18 protein-coding genes are annotated in these 16,616 nt (G+C 34.3%); 5 read left to right on the top strand and 13 right to left on the bottom strand.

Translation table 11 applies throughout. The features are described from left to right. The first annotated feature begins 5 nt into the window (after positions 1-5). The 3 genes from N8A89_RS06830 (at position 6) to N8A89_RS06820 (ending at position 2,313) form a co-directional block, all read left to right on the top strand. Complete coding sequence (locus N8A89_RS06830) at positions 6-566, top strand: carboxypeptidase regulatory-like domain-containing protein (RefSeq protein ID WP_281541586.1); 561 nt, start codon at positions 6-8, stop codon at positions 564-566. A gap of 35 nt (positions 567-601) precedes the next feature. Beyond that, positions 602-1,768 (top strand): recombinase family protein, encoded by a 1,167-nt coding sequence (locus tag N8A89_RS06825; RefSeq protein ID WP_289645160.1) that lies wholly within the window; start codon positions 602-604, stop codon positions 1,766-1,768. A gap of 173 nt (positions 1,769-1,941) precedes the next feature. Next, complete coding sequence (locus N8A89_RS06820) at positions 1,942-2,313, top strand: hypothetical protein (protein WP_281541584.1); 372 nt, start codon at positions 1,942-1,944, stop codon at positions 2,311-2,313. A 3-nt stretch (positions 2,314-2,316) separates the two neighbouring features. Here N8A89_RS06820 and N8A89_RS06815 read toward each other — a convergent pair whose 3' ends face one another. The 6 genes from N8A89_RS06815 to N8A89_RS06790 form a co-directional block, all read right to left on the bottom strand. Beyond that, entirely contained in the window at positions 2,317-2,568 is a 252-nt protein-coding gene (locus N8A89_RS06815) for a hypothetical protein (RefSeq protein WP_281541583.1), read from the bottom strand. 215 nt (positions 2,569-2,783) lie between these two features. Continuing rightward, a complete protein-coding gene (locus tag N8A89_RS06810; RefSeq protein WP_289645159.1) occupies positions 2,784-3,293 on the bottom strand; it encodes a hypothetical protein in 510 nt (169 codons plus the stop codon). Between the two features lie 214 nt (positions 3,294-3,507). Next, complete coding sequence (locus tag N8A89_RS06805) at positions 3,508-4,437, bottom strand: hypothetical protein (protein ID WP_281541581.1); 930 nt, start codon at positions 4,435-4,437, stop codon at positions 3,508-3,510. 195 nt (positions 4,438-4,632) lie between these two features. Further along, positions 4,633-5,217 carry an outer membrane protein gene (locus N8A89_RS06800; protein WP_281541580.1) on the bottom strand — a complete coding sequence of 195 codons (585 nt, stop codon included), beginning with the start codon at positions 5,215-5,217 and terminating at the stop codon, positions 4,633-4,635. A gap of 194 nt (positions 5,218-5,411) precedes the next feature. Continuing rightward, positions 5,412-7,331: a BspA family leucine-rich repeat surface protein gene (locus N8A89_RS06795; protein ID WP_289645158.1), complete on the bottom strand. Its 1,920-nt coding sequence runs from the start codon at positions 7,329-7,331 to the stop codon at positions 5,412-5,414. Between the two features lie 521 nt (positions 7,332-7,852). Then, complete coding sequence (locus N8A89_RS06790) at positions 7,853-8,092, bottom strand: hypothetical protein (RefSeq protein ID WP_281541579.1); 240 nt, start codon at positions 8,090-8,092, stop codon at positions 7,853-7,855. Positions 8,093-8,412: 320 nt separating this feature from the next. On the opposite strand from N8A89_RS06790, the gene N8A89_RS06785 reads away from it, so the two are divergent. Further along, positions 8,413-8,937, top strand: coding sequence for an antirestriction protein ArdA (locus tag N8A89_RS06785; protein ID WP_281541578.1), 525 nt, complete (start codon positions 8,413-8,415; stop codon positions 8,935-8,937). Positions 8,938-8,973: 36 nt separating this feature from the next. Then, positions 8,974-9,558 carry a recombinase family protein gene (locus N8A89_RS06780; protein ID WP_281541577.1) on the top strand — a complete coding sequence of 195 codons (585 nt, stop codon included), beginning with the start codon at positions 8,974-8,976 and terminating at the stop codon, positions 9,556-9,558. Between the two features lie 197 nt (positions 9,559-9,755). Here N8A89_RS06780 and N8A89_RS06775 read toward each other — a convergent pair whose 3' ends face one another. The 7 genes from N8A89_RS06775 to N8A89_RS06745 all read right to left on the bottom strand — a co-directional run bounded on the left by N8A89_RS06775 (position 9,756) and on the right by N8A89_RS06745 (position 16,439). Continuing rightward, positions 9,756-10,529 (bottom strand): DUF2971 domain-containing protein, encoded by a 774-nt coding sequence (locus tag N8A89_RS06775; protein ID WP_281541576.1) that lies wholly within the window; start codon positions 10,527-10,529, stop codon positions 9,756-9,758. A gap of 273 nt (positions 10,530-10,802) precedes the next feature. Next, entirely contained in the window at positions 10,803-11,174 is a 372-nt protein-coding gene (locus tag N8A89_RS06770) for a hypothetical protein (RefSeq protein WP_289645157.1), read from the bottom strand. Further along, positions 11,174-11,725 carry a hypothetical protein gene (locus N8A89_RS06765; protein ID WP_281541575.1) on the bottom strand — a complete coding sequence of 184 codons (552 nt, stop codon included), beginning with the start codon at positions 11,723-11,725 and terminating at the stop codon, positions 11,174-11,176. The genes N8A89_RS06770 and N8A89_RS06765 overlap by 1 nt, the downstream gene beginning before the upstream one ends. Positions 11,726-11,818: 93 nt before the next feature. Continuing rightward, positions 11,819-12,907, bottom strand: coding sequence for an FRG domain-containing protein (locus N8A89_RS06760; RefSeq protein ID WP_281541574.1), 1,089 nt, complete (start codon positions 12,905-12,907; stop codon positions 11,819-11,821). A gap of 447 nt (positions 12,908-13,354) precedes the next feature. Beyond that, positions 13,355-14,485, bottom strand: a complete 1,131-nt coding sequence (locus tag N8A89_RS06755) for a hypothetical protein (protein WP_289645156.1) — start codon at positions 14,483-14,485, stop codon at positions 13,355-13,357. Between the two features lie 625 nt (positions 14,486-15,110). After that, the gene (locus N8A89_RS06750; protein WP_281541572.1) at positions 15,111-15,350 is read right to left on the bottom strand and encodes a hypothetical protein; all 240 of its coding nucleotides are present in this window, start codon (positions 15,348-15,350) and stop codon (positions 15,111-15,113) included. 3 nt (positions 15,351-15,353) lie between these two features. Further along, on the bottom strand, positions 15,354-16,439 hold the full coding sequence (locus tag N8A89_RS06745) for a hypothetical protein (RefSeq protein ID WP_281541571.1): 1,086 nt from the start codon (positions 16,437-16,439) through the stop codon (positions 15,354-15,356). Positions 16,440-16,616 lie beyond the last annotated feature (177 nt).

Genomic DNA, 16,616 nt, shown 5'->3' with positions numbered 1-16,616 from the left:
AATAAATGCTCAAGTATTTCTTGTTCATACCGCTCTGCATATCCCTTAAATTTCTTGCTGCTCAAGAAACAACGATATCAGGTACTGTTCTCTCAGATTTAGATTCTACTCCCATTGAAAATGCAGAAATAACTATTGAAGGTCAGCAATTTCTAAGCCAAACAGATAGTTCTGGACGCTTTCAATTACAGGTTTCCCTAACCGGAGACTATGTCATTTCTGTATCATTCCAGGATTATCGTGTAAGGAGAATTCCTGTTTTACTAGAAAGCAGGGGTGTGGATATTGGGACTATTTATCTGGAAAGGGATATCACTTTTGAAAAGAACGATAACTTGATTACACTTACGGATGCCGAGTTATTGGATGATGAAGGAAGTTCCAATGCCCTAGGCCTGCTTCAATCCACCAGAGATGTTTTTCTAACTAGGGCAGCTTTTGATTTTGGCCAGGCATTCTTTAGGGTCAGGGGATATGATTCACAAAACGGGGAAGTACTTTTAAATGGCATTCCAATGAACAAATTATTTGATGGCAGGCCGCAGTGGAATAACTGGTGTTGTTAATATTAATTATGTAACTTTAGTTTTGATTCTAAATTATGTTAGCAATATATATCCGAAAAAGTCGGGATAGAAAAAAGGAGAAAAGTTTAAAAGAACAACGCTTACTCGGTCAAGAGTTTGCACTCGATCGAGAGATGCAATATAGGTTTTACGATGAGGGGATAATTAGTGGTCAAAAGAAAAAAGAACAAAGACCCCAATTTGCTAAACTCTTGAAGGCAGTAGAGAATAAGGAAATAAGTGGTGTCTTCATTTGGGATAGTTCCCGAATAGCACGTAACGAAATAGCCTGGCATACATTTGCCGACCTTTTACGGGAAACAGGTACTTTACTGTACGATAACGGTGTAGAAAATGATTTTAGCGATGAAAATACGTACCTATTTTACACGATAAAAGCAGGGATGGACGCACATTTTGCCCGTATTACAGCTAAGAAGATACAAACAGTACTAAGACGTAATGCAAGTGAGGGAATCCCCCATGGCTTAACCCCCTATGGTTACACTACGGACGATAAAGGCAAATGGAAAATACATGCTAGAGAAGCAGAGACAGTTAAAACTATCTTTGATTTGTACCAAAAAGGATACGGATATATAAGGATTGCTAAACATCTTAACGAAATGGGTATTGAAACACGGTACGATATCGAATGGGCTCCCGCAACCATTAGGTATATGATATATAATAAAACCTATTCAGGAAGGGCAAAGCACAATGAATTAGAATTAGAGGTACCCGCTATAATCCCTAAGGATTCACATGACAAGCTGATTGAAAGTATCGGAAAGAGGTACAAAAAACCAGGACCCAAATCAAAAAAGTACATTTTAAATGAAGTAATGTTTTGTGCTCAATGTGGAACTAGATATACCGTTTCACAAAGAAATAGACATTCTTACTACAGGTGCTTGAGCGAAGTAAATAGGGGAGTTCCAAAATGTGGAAGTAAAGCAGTTAGAGCTTGGGCAATAGACAGACTTGTTTTTGAGAAAATACTCCTTGGTCAAGAACTTTACGAACAAGCCAAAAAAACTTATCAGACAGGGGGGAATATTGAACAAAAGAAAATACTTAATAAAAAACAAACGTATCATTTAGGAAAGCAAGAACAGTGGAAGAAGGAAACAATGAGAAATCATGAGCTATATGTTAAGATTGGAGATATGGGAATCTATATGGCCGAAAAAAAAGGATAGATAATCAAGCTTATAAAACCGATGAAACTTTAAAAGAAATAGCTATCGAACTTGAAAAGCTTGAAAATAGTAATAGGGTACTACTTGAGTTAAAAAAAGACTTCAAATTCAATTTGTTCGAGCAATACGTAGATTTATCAAATCCTCATAAAAAGGAGTATTTTGATAAAAGTATGAAGACGATTGTAGAAAATAGGGCGTTTGAGGAAAACAAGAAAACGATTATCGACAACTTAACTTTTGAAGAGAAGATAGCAATGGTGGAAAAGTACATAAAAAGAATAACAATTGATTACCTAGCGATTCCTTTAAAAATAAAGGTTGAGTTCAATATTCCAATGTCGCCAATGGAATTAATAATGGAATCGAGGTACTATGGAGCTTTGAACCTTAACACAAAAAAGGAGTATTTTTTGAAAGACTTCGGTAAACAACCATTAAAGATTTATCATAGGATGAAAACAGAGTTTAGTAAGTATTCGGATGTACATACATTTGATATTAACTTGATAACAAAGCCATTTGGATTTCTTAAGAATAAATAGTGGCTAATCCTCCCAACCACAAATGGTCCTACCTATCCTTTTGGCCTCGTTTAATTCTACTTCTTCAACCGCGGTGGAGCAATTTGACAATCCTCTACAGGTCTTGTTATAATGGTATTTCTCACTATATTTTCCTTTGCATATATACACATTTGAGAAATCGATCGGAATGTGCGAGGTGAAGATCATGAACATAAGGACCATACCAAATCCTTTTGAATATTTAAGTAAGATATTTCTGGTAACTCTATCCATCAAATAACTAACGGTGCTGGTTAGGATTTAGTGTAAAGCTTTGTTGTAGTAATCGATCGTACTGGTCATAAAGAACCACCTAAAATTTTAAGTCCCGCGCCGACTTTACAAGAAAAAGGCCTTGTAGACGGGCTGGTTACGATTCTTTTTTTTAATCGATTAGGGGATTGTCTAACTGTTAACGTTATTGTAGTCCGTTTTTCCTTTTTTAGTTATTATGTTTTAAACGGGGGAGGAGGGCAAATTTCGAAAACGAATTCCTTCGGAATTTTATCTCTCCTATCTTTATAAAAGCTGGCAATAGACATCCACCAGTCTTTCAGAGATTTTTTTTCCGTAAATAAATATGAATTATCAAATTTAATATTATCACCGTCTACTATATAGGAAACTATTGCAACAAAATAATATAGTTCCTTTTTAGTGTCATATGCAAAGTAGTTATAGGAATATATATTGGAATCTTTTAAAGTACTTGGATTAATAATACTTCCATATACTATGTCTTTTGAACCCAAATTCCTTTTGTAATTCTCTAAATTTGCAAACAGCCAGGTGTCCTTTGGTGGATTTGCATTTCTTAACGATTCGATTTTTCCGTTTTTGAGAGGTGTGATATATTCATTTCCTCTCTTGTTGATGGCATCAAATATTTCAGCATTTTTCACTTGCGAAAATATCGGAGCAATACTCAAAATTATCAATAGTGTTTGAATTAATTTCATTTTGAACTTTCATGTTTTAATTTAGTACTATCGTTCACATAATCACTTATTGATTTTTGAAGTACAGTTCTAAAATGCACTATAAAGATTTTGCTATGCGTTGTGCGGGATTAGAAAACAATTCACTATCCGCCTAACTTTATGTTTGTCAATTTTCATTTACTTTCAAATTAGCAACAAAACCCGCATTATGAAAACTATTGTCAGCATCTTTTCATCTTAGGAATTCAACGGGAAAATAAACTTGAGAATCTACTGGTTCTCCTGCAATCATTCCAGGAATAAATTTAAAACCACAGCTATTAATTATGTCAATAGCCACTTTATATAACTCATCTTTATCTTCTTCATATGGTTCAACGAATCTAATTTCACCGTCATTTTGGAGTAAGAAGCTCACATAGGAAGTGACTTTTTCTCCCTCTTGATTTGAAACGGCTCCTACTTTTAGTTGATAACATTGGATTTGTTCTTGAGAAACTTGTTGCATTTCAATCTGCTTGTCGAGAGCTGTATAGGATGCAGCGATCGGTTTCTTTGGGAGCTCAAATTCCTTGTTTTTTACTTTTCTTTGGTAAATTTTTATTGCTTCTTGGATTTCAAAATATGATTCATGTTCAGTTATTGTTTTGAGGGTAATTGCTCCGTTAACCTCTTTAAGCTTATTATACCAGTTGCCAACTTTATGTCCTTCAAAGTCGGTATAATCCACTTTGATTTCATCCGAATAATATGTTTTAGATGTCCCGTATTCGGATTCAGTTACCACCAGATAGCAATCATGACCTAAGATTATTGCGGTGCTGTCCTTTAAAATTTTGGAGCCAGAGTATTCAAAATTTCCCTTTCTAGAATCTCGAAATGTCACATAAGGCTTATCCCAATAATCATCGTACATTCTTTTAGTTTCATCATCATATGTATATGAGTAATTGTATTTTCCATCTTTGAAATAAGTTGACTTGTAATGTCTAGCCGTTATTAAGTAAGAAGCAGTAGTACCATGTTTCATTTCTACAACTTTCTTTAAGTTTACAGTGTCTGACTTAGGTATAATCTTAATTTCATAAGTTATTTCACCACTGAAGTATTGAGTATGGCCGAAAAATGGAATAACTATAGTAAGAATTAGTAGTTTCTTCATTTATATTTTAATTGATGCTAACCTTTGGGCTAAGCGTATTGCGGAGGTAAGGAAACTTTTCGTTTCCGTCTGCCGACGTAGCTAAAGCTTATTGTTTTGCTTTTTCTTTTTTTGGTTCATATCAAAATCCAAAAGATTTAGCGAATTCATAAATATATTCAGACCAATAAGTTTAGGCTTTGTACTAAGTAGTTTTTATAATCGGTAACCGAGACCTATTTTTACCAAGTTGATATTCGTGTTGTATTTAAAGTCAGGAACGTCATTATCAACACCAATTTTTATAAAATCATATTGAATTTGTAGAAAGAGATTATTTGTGATGTCATAAGCTAGTCCAAAATTCAGATTAACTCCATTCTCACTTTGACTTGAACTTACATCCGAGTTAGTTTCACTATTAAATCTATCTACATCAGCTCTAAAGTTTACTATTGAGTAACCCAAACCTACAGATGGATGAAGTTTCTCTAGGGATTTGATTTTAAATTCACTATTAATTCTAGGACTGAAAATATAAATTGTAGCATCGAAAGGCTGCACTCTATCTTCCTTTGTATTTTTAAAAATTCCTGAATTTAAAGAAACACCTAGGTTCATAAAATCTAGATTTGCGAAATTGTATTTAAGTCCTGCATTTATAATACCATTGTAACTTCTTCCGATTAGATTTTCATCGATTGGAATGGGATAATTTAATTCAATACTGAATTTTGAATCTTGCGCAAATGATTTGATTGTAAAAATCATTAAAAATGTCAATAATAATTTTTGTTTCATAGTTTGGTTATATTGTTTCTTACAACGGTTAGTCTAAGTTTCGTTGTTGTGATTCGACCGAAGGACAATCCAGCCAAACCTAAAGATAGCTTTTTGTGCGTAATTTCCGTTTGGGAAATCCGAAAGCAATAAATTTTAGGCTTTGTTGTGATTAGTGCTTTTCATAATCTTTGAGGTAGCGTATTTTTTTCGCCTTAAAAACAAGAACCCGCTGTTGGTAAATTTGCACTTATTAAAGCAGAAAAATCATCAAAAAAGGAACAATCGGTTACATTTATAGTATTCCAATTAGATAAATTCTGATTAAAAGAATTGGCTTGGTAAAACATATTTCTCATGTCAGTTACATTACCAACATCCCAATTGCTAAGGTCTCTATTAAATGAGGAAGCTCCATTGAACATTCCGTTCATATTAATTACGCTACTAACATCCCAAGTACTAATATCGCTGTCGAAAGAAACGGCTTCACCAAACATAAAGCTCATATCAGCAACACTAATAACATCCCAAGTACTAATGTCACCGTTGAAAGAAGTGGCATTTATAAACATTCCATACATATCGGTTACACTACTAACATCCCAATTGCCAAGGTCTCTATTAAATGAGGTCGCTCCATAGAACATCCCATCCATTTTAGTTACCTTACTAACGTCCCAATTATTTAGGTCACTATTAAAAGAGGTCGCATCAGAAAACATTCCATCCATATCAGTTACATTACTAACATCCCAATGATTAATATCAGCACTTAAGGAGGTGGCTCCGCCGAACATTAAGCCCATTTTGTTTACACCAGATAAATCAGGAGCATCTGTGGCCGAAATATTAAGATTAGAGCAACCAGTAAATGCACCCCACATAGTTGCCCATTTATTATTTCCCCATTGCTTTATATCAATTATTTTATCTTTATTTGAAAGATTGATGAAATTAATAGATGGAAAACTTCCAAGTATTATCACATCGTAAATACCATCAGCCGCATAAGTGTGAGAAGGGCTACTTCCATTTTGGGTAATAGTGCCATCGCCCCAATCTATGGTAACATTGGTGGCTGTGATAGGAATAGTTATAGATTCATTGCTATTATTGGTTTGCCACGTTGTAATAAACCCTAAACCATTATCTGCAACATAAGTTGTAAAACAAGGTCCTTTTGTTGGCAACTTGTTACTAGCCAATCCAGAATTAGCATTGAAGTCGTTACAGTTAGTTACATTGATAGTTTCCCAATTTGATAAATCTTTATTAAAATTAGCAGCTCCATTAAGCATTGCGGTCATATCAATAACGTTACTTACATCCCAATTACTAATATCATTGTTAAAAGATGCTGCTCCATAAAACATGGCGCTCATATCTGTTACCAAAGCTAAGTTTGGAACATCAGTTGCATTGTAGGTTAAGTTTTCGCAACCTTCAAAAGCACTTTTCATCGATAGCCATTCGATATCACCCCATTGTTCAATACTTATAATTTTCTTTTTATGCTCAAGGTTGTTACTAAAGTAAATAGAAGGGAATATACCTGTAATTTTAACGGTGTACGTGTTCGCGGTTTCATAACTGTGCGTTGCGTTTTCTGAATGGTTTGTCAAGGGTGTGCCATCGCCCCAATCTACAGTATAATCATATGAAAACCCATTTTGTGTAGGGATGGTGATGGATTCGTTGGAAGTTGTTGTTTGCCAAGTAGAAATGAATCCTTGCGGTTCGTCAATATCCGTTACATTTATTGTTATTATGGTATTGGCTGTTGCTATACCGTCTGTCACTTGAACCGTTATCTCATGAAAGGAAGCCGTTTCAAAATCCAGTTCTTTACCAATTCCCAAACTAACGGCTCCATTTTCTGTAATGCTGAATAAGTCATTGTTATTATCGATTATGCTAAAACTGAGTTCGTCGTTATCTACATCATTTGCAATTACGTTACCAATAACGGTGGTTTCCAAGATTTCCTCTGATACATTAAAAGATTGAGCTGTAATTGTAGGTGCGTTGTTTACAGGATCATTATTTGCAGGACTATCGTCTTTTTTACAAGATGTTATTAGTAGGATAATAAAAAAAATAGCTGTAAGGTTAAAAATGTTAGGTTTTGACATAGCTTTTATAAATTGTGTAAAGTCTAAACTTTAACTAGAATATTCTAGTCTTATTGTTTTTAAATTATACTTTAAGTAAAATCGTATTCAAATTTTTTAGTTCAAACTTCTCAGGACGGGTCAGAATTAAGCACAACGGAAAGAGTTTGGCGAGTAGGGCGGTAGAAAGCGATAAGCCTTCAAGTTTGTATTGAGCCAAAGCGTTGTATTTTGTTTTTATCTTATTCATTTTAAAAGCCAAATCAAAGATTTGGCGGTGTTCATAAATAGCACCGAATTTGCGTTAACCAATGAACGCCCTATTTGCTATATATCGTGTTGTGGTGTCGTTTTTTTATTCTTTTTTATTCAGTTTCAAAGTCGTTGAAGTACACAATGAAAATCAAGAATTCATTAAGTTGTGTGTTAGTTTTACTTTTCTCTTTCAAGAAGTCAAAGCTTTCAATTCCGTCCTTTATTAGCTCTCTGTCGGTAGGAAGTTTTTTAAATTGACTTAAACACTCGTCTTTAGTCCGCTGGCATTAGTCATACCAACTTTCTCTTGATTTTCTTCCTGTCGTGTCGTATTTGTGCCAATAAAGTTCACAAGTACCGTCTGCAAATTTATATTGAACTTGTCCACCAATAATTCCAAGTCCTACTTCAACGGCTTTATCAATTACTTCTCTAAAGTCTGTTCGTTTCCAGCCATATTCTTCTCCACTTAAAATCGCTTTTTGTAAAATTTTGGTCGGTAGATATTTTTCTTCGGTTTCTGTCATTCTTTAATGCGCCACAACTTATATATATAGATAAAAAATTATCTATGTACCCTCTAATATAGTAATAAACCTGATGAAAAGAGTTGCTCTTTATTTGAGATTAAAATAGACTAAAGTTAGATTAAGCCCTATCCTTAACACACTTTCAAGTAGTTGATCGTTGCATTTTGTAGTTGATCGAAATGTACTAAATACACCCTCCCTAAATTAGGATCACATTGCTAATAATCGGATCTTTATTGAAGACAAAAAAGCCCTGTAGAGATGGACCTCCACAAGGCTAAAAATCAAAAACCTTAACGCTAATTAAAATTAATGACATGACGAATTTACAAGTTTATGTTGGTACTTACCATAAGTACAACGAAGGAAGTATATATGGGAAATGGGTCGATCTATCCAATTACTCCGACCTGGGGGAATTCTATAAGGCCATTAGGGAACTACACAAGGACGAGGAAGACCCAGAGTTTATGTTCCAGGACTACGAGGTGCCAGAGCTCATCAAATCATTGGACCTGATTTCAGAGGGGTATATTTCAATGGATATTTTCGAGATCATTCAAGCTATAGAGGGTTCAAGCTATGACGAGGATGTTCTGGAGGCCTACCTGGTATCGTTCGGTTATAACGGAGAGGATATTTCGGAGGTGATCGAAAAGGTAGATGAAACTTACAATGGTGAGTACAGCAGCGATGAGGAGTTTGTCCAGGAGCTGTTGGAGGGCTGCGGAGATATACCAGCAAACCTACCAGCTTATATCCATATAGATTGGGAGAGAACGGCTAGGGACATCATGTACGATTATTCTGAGAGCAACGGCCATTATTTCAGGAACCTTTAATCAAATGCCCTCTAAGGAGGGCTTTATCCTTTTACTATGAAAGCACGATATATAAGGATCAGTACACCAGACCAGAAACTGGAGAGACAGCTTATAAAACAACATCCAGACGAGAAGATTTACATTGACGTAATTAGCGGTTCCGTACCTTTTGATAAACGGCCAGGCGGCCAAAAGCTACTGCAAGATAAAGACCTGAAATACGTAACGGTACACGCTATAGATAGACTGGGCCGTAACCTGCTGGACATACTGACTACTCTTCAGCATTTTGAGGATCACGGTACAAAGCTTAAGGTAGAGAACCTGGGTATAGAATCATTGGTTGACGGGAAGCCCAATCCAGCTTTTAAACTCATTATCTCCGTGCTGGCCAACATAGCGGAAATGGAGCGGAATACGATGCTGGAACGCCAAAGGGAAGGAATAGAGCTGGCCAGGGCAAAGGGCAAGTATAAGGGACGCGTAAGGGGCTCTATCGAATCCAGGGAGGAAATTTTGGCAAAGTATCCTACGGTGATCAAACGCCTAAAGGAAGGCCACAGCTTAAGGAATACGGCGAAACTATCGGATGTCTCCCTGGGTACCGTACAGAAGGTCAAGGGCTATCTCCAGGAATAGTTGGATAATAACTTTATTTTATTTTTTTAAATTGTGAAGTTGTTCCCTGAAATTTCAGCTCTGGAAATTTTGTTGGGGGGGTGCCCAAAAGAAGCAAAAAGGTGGTGGGGGTTTGTCTGGGGTACCTTAAGAAGTTGTAAGTGATTTAAATTTCATGAACAAGCTTTGACCAAGCAATTACTTTTAGCCATAGTTTTTTATTTTGGCAATACCTTTTCAAATGTCAATTCCAGCTTTTCAGTGTGTGGATAAACCACATAAACTGGAATTTTAGGATATAAAGTAGCGTGTATGCCTAAAATTAGTCTATAGGCACTTTTGTTTTCATCCACAAGTTGGTGTCCTACATAGATTGCTTTGACCTTATCTCTGTCATAATACAAAATCCTATCTCTCTCAGGTCCAAGTTCACAAATGAATCTCCATTCATCTTCGTATTCCCAATGTTTTAATTTTGTAGTCATGACATAATGGAGTGCAAAGGGATATTCTTTCTTAATTCGAATTAGTTTTTTTGGATAAATTACAGGTGCAAAAGTAGCTCTTGAAAATTGTCCCTCATTTGGCAAAGTAGTCACTTCAGTCCCTTTCCATTCAAGTGCAAACCCTTGGTAATTATCGGTGTAGTGTGCCCACATTAAATGATTGTTAACCACAGATGTCATAGATACAATTCCTAAATTCCCATAATTATTTCGTTTTACTGTAGTCATGTTATTAATTCCCTCCTTATCATCATGATTGTCCACAAGATTAAAATTGCAGTCGAAAGGGTCGTTAAATGTAATAGGGTTTGAAAGGTAAAAGTATGAGTTTAAGAGTGCATCAATATTGTTTAAGTTCAGGGAATAAAATTTGAATGCCTTTTCTACTTTTTTTGGTATCGGTTTTCCATTTCGAAAGTAAGTCCAGTCTCCAGCCTTTTCATCTCTCTTAAGTCTATACTCATCGTCAATGGTAAATTCTTTCATTTTTTTAAATTTTGGTTAACGGTTATAGATTAGAACAGTAGGGCTGAAAATGAGCGACTACGATTCGGTTGAATACAAGGCAAATTTAAAAATTTGGCAACCTCGCAAATTCGTCCGAACCGTTAAGTTTTGCTACAATTCCCCTATTGTTTTATACCCTGTTGAACAGCGTTTTTACCAGTCATCATTATCGTCATTATTTTTTAGAAAATTCCAAGAAAAAATCGATAAGGCCTAAAGTCTTTTTGTCTTCATCTGGATTAAATCTTAATTTCAAAAGAGTAATCTCGTTACTAATTCTTTAAGTATTGGCAAATAATTATCTTGAAAAGCGCTTTTGGTAGTTGAATCAAAATAAAACATCTGAAACTCATAATTTGCATCCATCATTTTTCTTTCCGTTGGTTGCTCGTGTTCGATTCTAACTATCTCTTTTTCATAGACGTTTAATGTTTCCATTATTGATAATAATTCAGAAACTTCATTCCTAATTATTGACAACCATTTTATTCGTTCCGTTGTAACCACATCAATAAATTTTTTTGTCTTAATGTTTCTTCTTGTAGCGATGTACCCAATTACCGTAGCGAAAAAAGTTAAAAAAACTCCAATTTGCACTACATAATCTTTGAGAAACTGTGCCATTATCCTATTTCTAATTCTCTTTTAATAACATATAATAATTCATTATAGGACTTTTTGAAACTTGTTTCATCGACCATTTCGTCTTGAACAAATAATTCGTTCCAATTTTCTTCCCAATTAGGTAGGTTTTTACGCTTTTCAAGATTCATTTTAAGTTTAGCATCATTACCAGAACCAGTAAAAGTCTCAAAACAGTTATCCATAAGAACTTTATACTTTGCTAAAATATTTTCTTTGAAGATATGAGAGTATATATGAAACTCTTTGTCTAAAAATCTTTTAGTTTCTATTACATCAGTTGGTTTAAGTTCTTTCCAGTTTCCAAATCGATAATAGTAACAATATAAGTCATTGAGTTTTGGACCAACATTGTCATAGAAGTCAAGTCGTTTTTCAATTACTTTACGTCCAGACCATTGCCTTTTCTCAACATTTTGACCAATTTTAAATAGTCTGTAAGCGATAATTCCACCAATTAAAGGTGTTGCTAATGAAACGACCAATTTGGCAATTTCTAATCCATTCCATATTTGTTCTGGTTCTGACTGCATTAGTGATGTTTTTCTTAAACTACCTATAACGGCTTATGTATGAATAGTAGCTGACGAGAGAAAGCTATCACTCATACACTATATTATAGACTTTTATTTTATTTCCTTATTCAATTGTTTAAGTATTGTAATATTTTTTACTAAATCTTGATTCGATATTGTGGTTGGTTTATGGACAACATTGTTTCTAAACATTCTCATATAATCAAATTCTTTAAGCAAGCCATATTGTTCTTCTTGATTTGTCATTAAAACATTAATAGCATTTCTGACATTATGAACTTCGCGTTTATATCTCCTGGCATTTCTTAAAATATCTTGCTCTAACTCTGTCCATAGTTGTAAGAAAGTCCCAAGGTTCGCAGGAGCAATTTCCGAACGCAATTCCAATTCTATCTCTTTGCAAATTTCTTCGATTCTATCGCTCTTCGGGTAAAGTGCATTTTCAGGTATTTTATCAAAATATTTCCCCCAAAAACTATCATTATTAGGTATTTCAAATTTTGCAATTAAACGATTGTTTAAATCAAGCTCACCTTTGTTTTCATACTCGCTTGTTATGTCTTCAGTTCCGACTAAAAAGCCTTCTTGAAAGTATGGTCTTAAGGCTTGAGGAGGTGTTATACTCAGAAGCCTGACGTTAACTAAATCGTGTTCGGAATTAGTTGAGATTCTGTTTGAATAATATGGCAACCCAAGAACATAGACATAAGCGGTCTTATGTTCGTTTTTGTATTGAGCAAATGAGCAAGCAACACGTAATGACTGTGTAATGTCAATTAAAGGAGTTTCTATAACCTCATAATGTTGTAAAACACTCCATTGAATCAGCCTTTTTCTCCTGAATTCCGCCAACCCATCAACTTTGTGTTTCTTAAAAAGGTCAACTAATATTTTACTCGCACTATACAACTTATCAAAACGATAATCCAATTCCTGCTGTGTTAAATGTTCGCCTCGATATATGGTTGGATAAAATGTGGATTTATTTGCTTTGTTTCTATAGTCGTTTTTCTGACCTCTAAAGAAAAGTAAGTGGTCCTTATTTAGGTAAGATAGCTTTGCGACTTGTTCAACTAATTCTCGATAATTTTTGAGGGGAAACCCTGGATCTTTTCCAACATTTTTTGGGTTGGTGTGCTTGTAAAGTTCACTTGTTAATCTTCCGAAAATCTGTCTCACTTATTGTTTCTTTTAATTGCCCATTTAAATCGTTTAATTTTTTTATCGGTAAGGTTATGCGACTCTTTAATTTAATAGTTTCCTTTAAAATTTTCTTGTGCTTGGAGGTTGCAGAGAAGCAATAGTCATAAACCCGAAATAACGGTTTTCATTTTGCCGTGGTTTTGGTTGTACAATAAAACTGACGGAGGAATGGTAAAGTTAAATTAATATAAAGAGATTCGATGGTAGGAAAGCCTTAGAATTTCGGAGGACATATTTATTAAACAGACCCATAGCTTCTTCTGTAATATTAAGAATGTTGAAATTGTCCAATAAAAGTATTTGAGTTTTAAAGCGGTGGAAATAAAGGATATCTATTTGAACCTTTAGACATTATTTTTTGCATCCAAACCCATCAAAAATTATAAATCGTTTGAATGGTCGAATGGTTATATACAAAGCAAATTATAAAGAGCAGTTTCCTGCTTGCATATCTGCATAAGTTGGATTATAGTTATTTATAAATACGCTATACTTTGATTCGATTAAACCATTGTCTACAATAGGTTTTATGGCGCATAAATCAACTAAATTAGGGTTACTGGATATTTCCAATAAATTTGATAAATATTCGATATTATCCAATCCATCTAGACTTAAAAGAGCGTCATTAAGTCTAATTCTCATCACTTCTTCGACCCTATTAAGGCTCTCCAGCCCATTAAGGTCAACTAAAATATCATTTTCGGCTATTTCCAAACGGGTTGCTGTAGTAAAACCGTTTAGACCGTTCAGGCTTTCTAATTGATGGTTGCCTTTGATTTTTAAAGTCCGAATGAAACCTACTCCTTTAGATAATGCACTGATGTTATCAATACCGTTATTAATAAGTTCAAGAGCTCCTAAGGAAATAAGGTTTTCAAGTCCATCTAAGCTTTCGAGACTTGGATTATCGATTATTTGAATGGTATTAACAGTAGTCAGTGTTTCAAAATTCCCCAACGAAATAAGCTTGTCATTTCTTAAAAGGGATATTCTCATAATTTCGCCGACTGTGAGTCCACTAAGACCATCCAAATTTAATAGGTTAGGATTATCTCCAACAGCTATCAGTGTAAGTGATTCCAAATTAATTAGACCATCAATATTTTGTAGATTTTCATTTTGTCCTATTTGAACACCTCCGACTGATTTTAAATTAAGAAAATCATCGAGATTGGTAAGACCGCCATTGAGCAGTATCGCAAAAGTACCACCCACAAATTCAAGGTTTTTAAAGCTATTTAAATTTGGGATATTTTGAAATTTATTAATTGAAAATAGACCTCCTACTTTCTTTAAGTTATCAAATCCACTCAAATTGTTGATTAATTTTTCGCCTGGTCTTTCGGATGCAAATCCGATAATGTCAAGGTTTCCTGTTACTTCGGTATATCCCTTTTTCACAAACGCATTCACTTCGCTCTGATATCTTAAAGAAATATCTCCCTCATATACTTTTTTTCCACCGAACAACCCCCCAGTTTTTGAACAGCTATACGAAAAGAACAAGAAAACAGAGAAATAAAGGATTGTTATTATGTTGATTTTTTTCATTTTGAATTTGTTAGCTAATTACGGTAAGACTTGTTTTATATGTTTGGTTACAACGAAGGAATTCTGGTAAAATTTTAAAGATAATATTGTTTGTCCACTTACAATTAAAACCAGTTGTCCAAAAAGTAAAAGGAATAATTTCCTAAAATTATGGTAAGAAATCCTAGAGGGATTTATAAAAACGATACTTATCCTGCAATTTGGGCGGGGGTAAGGGGTGTTTATACCTAACTGGGCGTCGCATGGGGACGGAGGTTTCAGTTGTCGGTAAAGAGGGGGTTTTTATAAAATTCCATTGCAAAAGCCCCTATTTAATGATTAAGTCGATAACTAACAATAACTACGTTTTTCAGCATACCCTTCATTAATAACCTTTGGGATATGTTTAGTTTCATGTAGAAAATCATTAAGAGCTTTAAAATCCATAATCTAAATATAATCCATTATGTATTTAATAAAAAATGCTGTACCATTAAAAAGCAAAACATTGATACATACAATTTCATTCTATCTTTTCTGGCGAATAAATTCAAATTGGTGTAACCTTTAGAAAACTCGATTATTACAGCGTTCAGCCAATAATAGGTAAATCCAGACCAAAATGTATTCACCGTTTCCATAATTTTCAATCTATAAACACTACCCAAACATAAATCCCCACAGCTAATACGTTCAATACGAGTGCTACTACAAGGATTGTTAGAATGGCTTTTAAATATTTACTGATTCCGCTTATCAATTCAGTTTGGACAGTCTGATGGAAAAGGTTTTCCTTCGCTATGTTTTCAGATGAAAGCTCATTGTGTTTATCATCAAATTCCTTTCTACGCTTAAAGCTGTTCAATATACTATCCGCTTTGTTCATTTACTATAGTTTAAATATATCATATCCTAAACCAACCCCAAGCCATAATCTACCATTGTAATCCCATGAATCTGATAAAGAACCAATACCTAAATCCCAACCCATGAAAAGCCCTAACGATAATTTATTACGACTAAAAACCAAACCAGTGCCAATTGATGCCAAACCTATTGTTTGAGACTCACTATCTGTCAGTCCACTTCCATCATTTGTATTCTTTTCAGTTAAGGTTTCCGAAGCTGCTCCCAGAAACATTCCTAATGAAATTTTTTCTGTAAAACTTTGGTTTCCTACTTTTTTCCTGTAATGAAACTTTGTTCTACCGTGGGAAATTCCACCGAATAGCCCTGCATTGAAAGAGGTGGAAAATACTCCTTTTATATCCTCACTGGAATTACTTTTTGGTCTATACTTAAATGGTACTGTTAATGCAGTTGCGTTTATTTCCCAAAAATTGAGCTTTACTGTTTGCCCATCTTTCAAAGTATAATAAAGGGTTTTAGAATCATCTTTAAATTTTGAGCTATTTGGTATACCGCTTTTAACTTTATAAACAAAATTCCAAAGATTGACGTAAAGTTTATCTTTCTCAAAAAGTACGTTTCCATTGTACTTGTATTTCTGACCAATTTGATAGAAGTCGGGAAATCGTCTTACATTATACCCTATATATTCTTCTATTCCTTCTTTACTTGCTTGTTTTTGGGTTATTGTAATTTTCTTTCCATTTAAATCAATAAGTTCAATAGAATTAACAAATCCGTTTTTTACCGCTTCAAGCTGTTTATCAATTTTATCTATTTCCTTCTGTTTTTCTTGCTTGATTTCTTCACTCAAATTTTCGACATTTTCAAAATGCGTTACGATTTGTTTATAAGGTATTATACTATCTGCTTGTAAGATAACTCCACCTTTAACTACTTTTTTTAAAGTTATCAAATTGGTATCATCCTTGACAGGAGAATTTCCCATACTTCTAGCACTTATATTTTGTTTAATACGATATCGTTTCTTGAATGTTTCTTGGGAAAATGAGTTTACTGTAAAGAAAAGGCTAACCAGTAAAGGCAATGCTAAGGAGTTTGTCATCTCAGTTTGGTTTTGGTTGAATATTGCAAATGCTGGGGGAATGTACAAGTTATATTAATCCATGCAATTTCAATGGTAGGAAAGCCTTAGAGTTTCGGAGGACATTGTATTATAGTCTTGGTGGAATAATCTTATAAAAACGGAGGATATCGGTTATAAAAAATTATCGGATAAGTA

It is taken from the genome of Maribacter aestuarii (assembly GCF_027474845.2).
In the GTDB taxonomy this organism is placed as follows: domain Bacteria; phylum Bacteroidota; class Bacteroidia; order Flavobacteriales; family Flavobacteriaceae; genus Maribacter; species Maribacter aestuarii.
The sequence above is the reverse complement of the archived record's forward strand: the minus strand, read 5'-3'. Positions and strand labels throughout refer to the sequence as shown.

What these genes read in the sequence shown, in the direction of transcription:
- N8A89_RS06830 (WP_281541586.1), top strand. Translation starts at nt 6, where the DNA reads ATGCTCAAGTATTTCTTGTTCATACCGCTCTGCATATCCCTTAAATTT.
- N8A89_RS06825 (WP_289645160.1), top strand. Translation starts at nt 602, where the DNA reads ATGTTAGCAATATATATCCGAAAAAGTCGGGATAGAAAAAAGGAGAAA.
- N8A89_RS06820 (WP_281541584.1), top strand. Translation starts at nt 1,942, where the DNA reads ATGAAGACGATTGTAGAAAATAGGGCGTTTGAGGAAAACAAGAAAACG.
- N8A89_RS06815 (WP_281541583.1), bottom strand. Translation starts at nt 2,568, where the DNA reads ATGGATAGAGTTACCAGAAATATCTTACTTAAATATTCAAAAGGATTT.
- N8A89_RS06810 (WP_289645159.1), bottom strand. Translation starts at nt 3,293, where the DNA reads ATGAAATTAATTCAAACACTATTGATAATTTTGAGTATTGCTCCGATA.
- N8A89_RS06805 (WP_281541581.1), bottom strand. Translation starts at nt 4,437, where the DNA reads ATGAAGAAACTACTAATTCTTACTATAGTTATTCCATTTTTCGGCCAT.
- N8A89_RS06800 (WP_281541580.1), bottom strand. Translation starts at nt 5,217, where the DNA reads ATGAAACAAAAATTATTATTGACATTTTTAATGATTTTTACAATCAAA.
- N8A89_RS06795 (WP_289645158.1), bottom strand. Translation starts at nt 7,331, where the DNA reads ATGTCAAAACCTAACATTTTTAACCTTACAGCTATTTTTTTTATTATC.
- N8A89_RS06790 (WP_281541579.1), bottom strand. Translation starts at nt 8,092, where the DNA reads ATGACAGAAACCGAAGAAAAATATCTACCGACCAAAATTTTACAAAAA.
- N8A89_RS06785 (WP_281541578.1), top strand. Translation starts at nt 8,413, where the DNA reads ATGACGAATTTACAAGTTTATGTTGGTACTTACCATAAGTACAACGAA.
- N8A89_RS06780 (WP_281541577.1), top strand. Translation starts at nt 8,974, where the DNA reads ATGAAAGCACGATATATAAGGATCAGTACACCAGACCAGAAACTGGAG.
- N8A89_RS06775 (WP_281541576.1), bottom strand. Translation starts at nt 10,529, where the DNA reads ATGAAAGAATTTACCATTGACGATGAGTATAGACTTAAGAGAGATGAA.
- N8A89_RS06770 (WP_289645157.1), bottom strand. Translation starts at nt 11,174, where the DNA reads ATGGCACAGTTTCTCAAAGATTATGTAGTGCAAATTGGAGTTTTTTTA.
- N8A89_RS06765 (WP_281541575.1), bottom strand. Translation starts at nt 11,725, where the DNA reads ATGCAGTCAGAACCAGAACAAATATGGAATGGATTAGAAATTGCCAAA.
- N8A89_RS06755 (WP_289645156.1), bottom strand. Translation starts at nt 14,485, where the DNA reads ATGAAAAAAATCAACATAATAACAATCCTTTATTTCTCTGTTTTCTTG.
- N8A89_RS06750 (WP_281541572.1), bottom strand. Translation starts at nt 15,350, where the DNA reads ATGAACAAAGCGGATAGTATATTGAACAGCTTTAAGCGTAGAAAGGAA.
- N8A89_RS06745 (WP_281541571.1), bottom strand. Translation starts at nt 16,439, where the DNA reads ATGACAAACTCCTTAGCATTGCCTTTACTGGTTAGCCTTTTCTTTACA.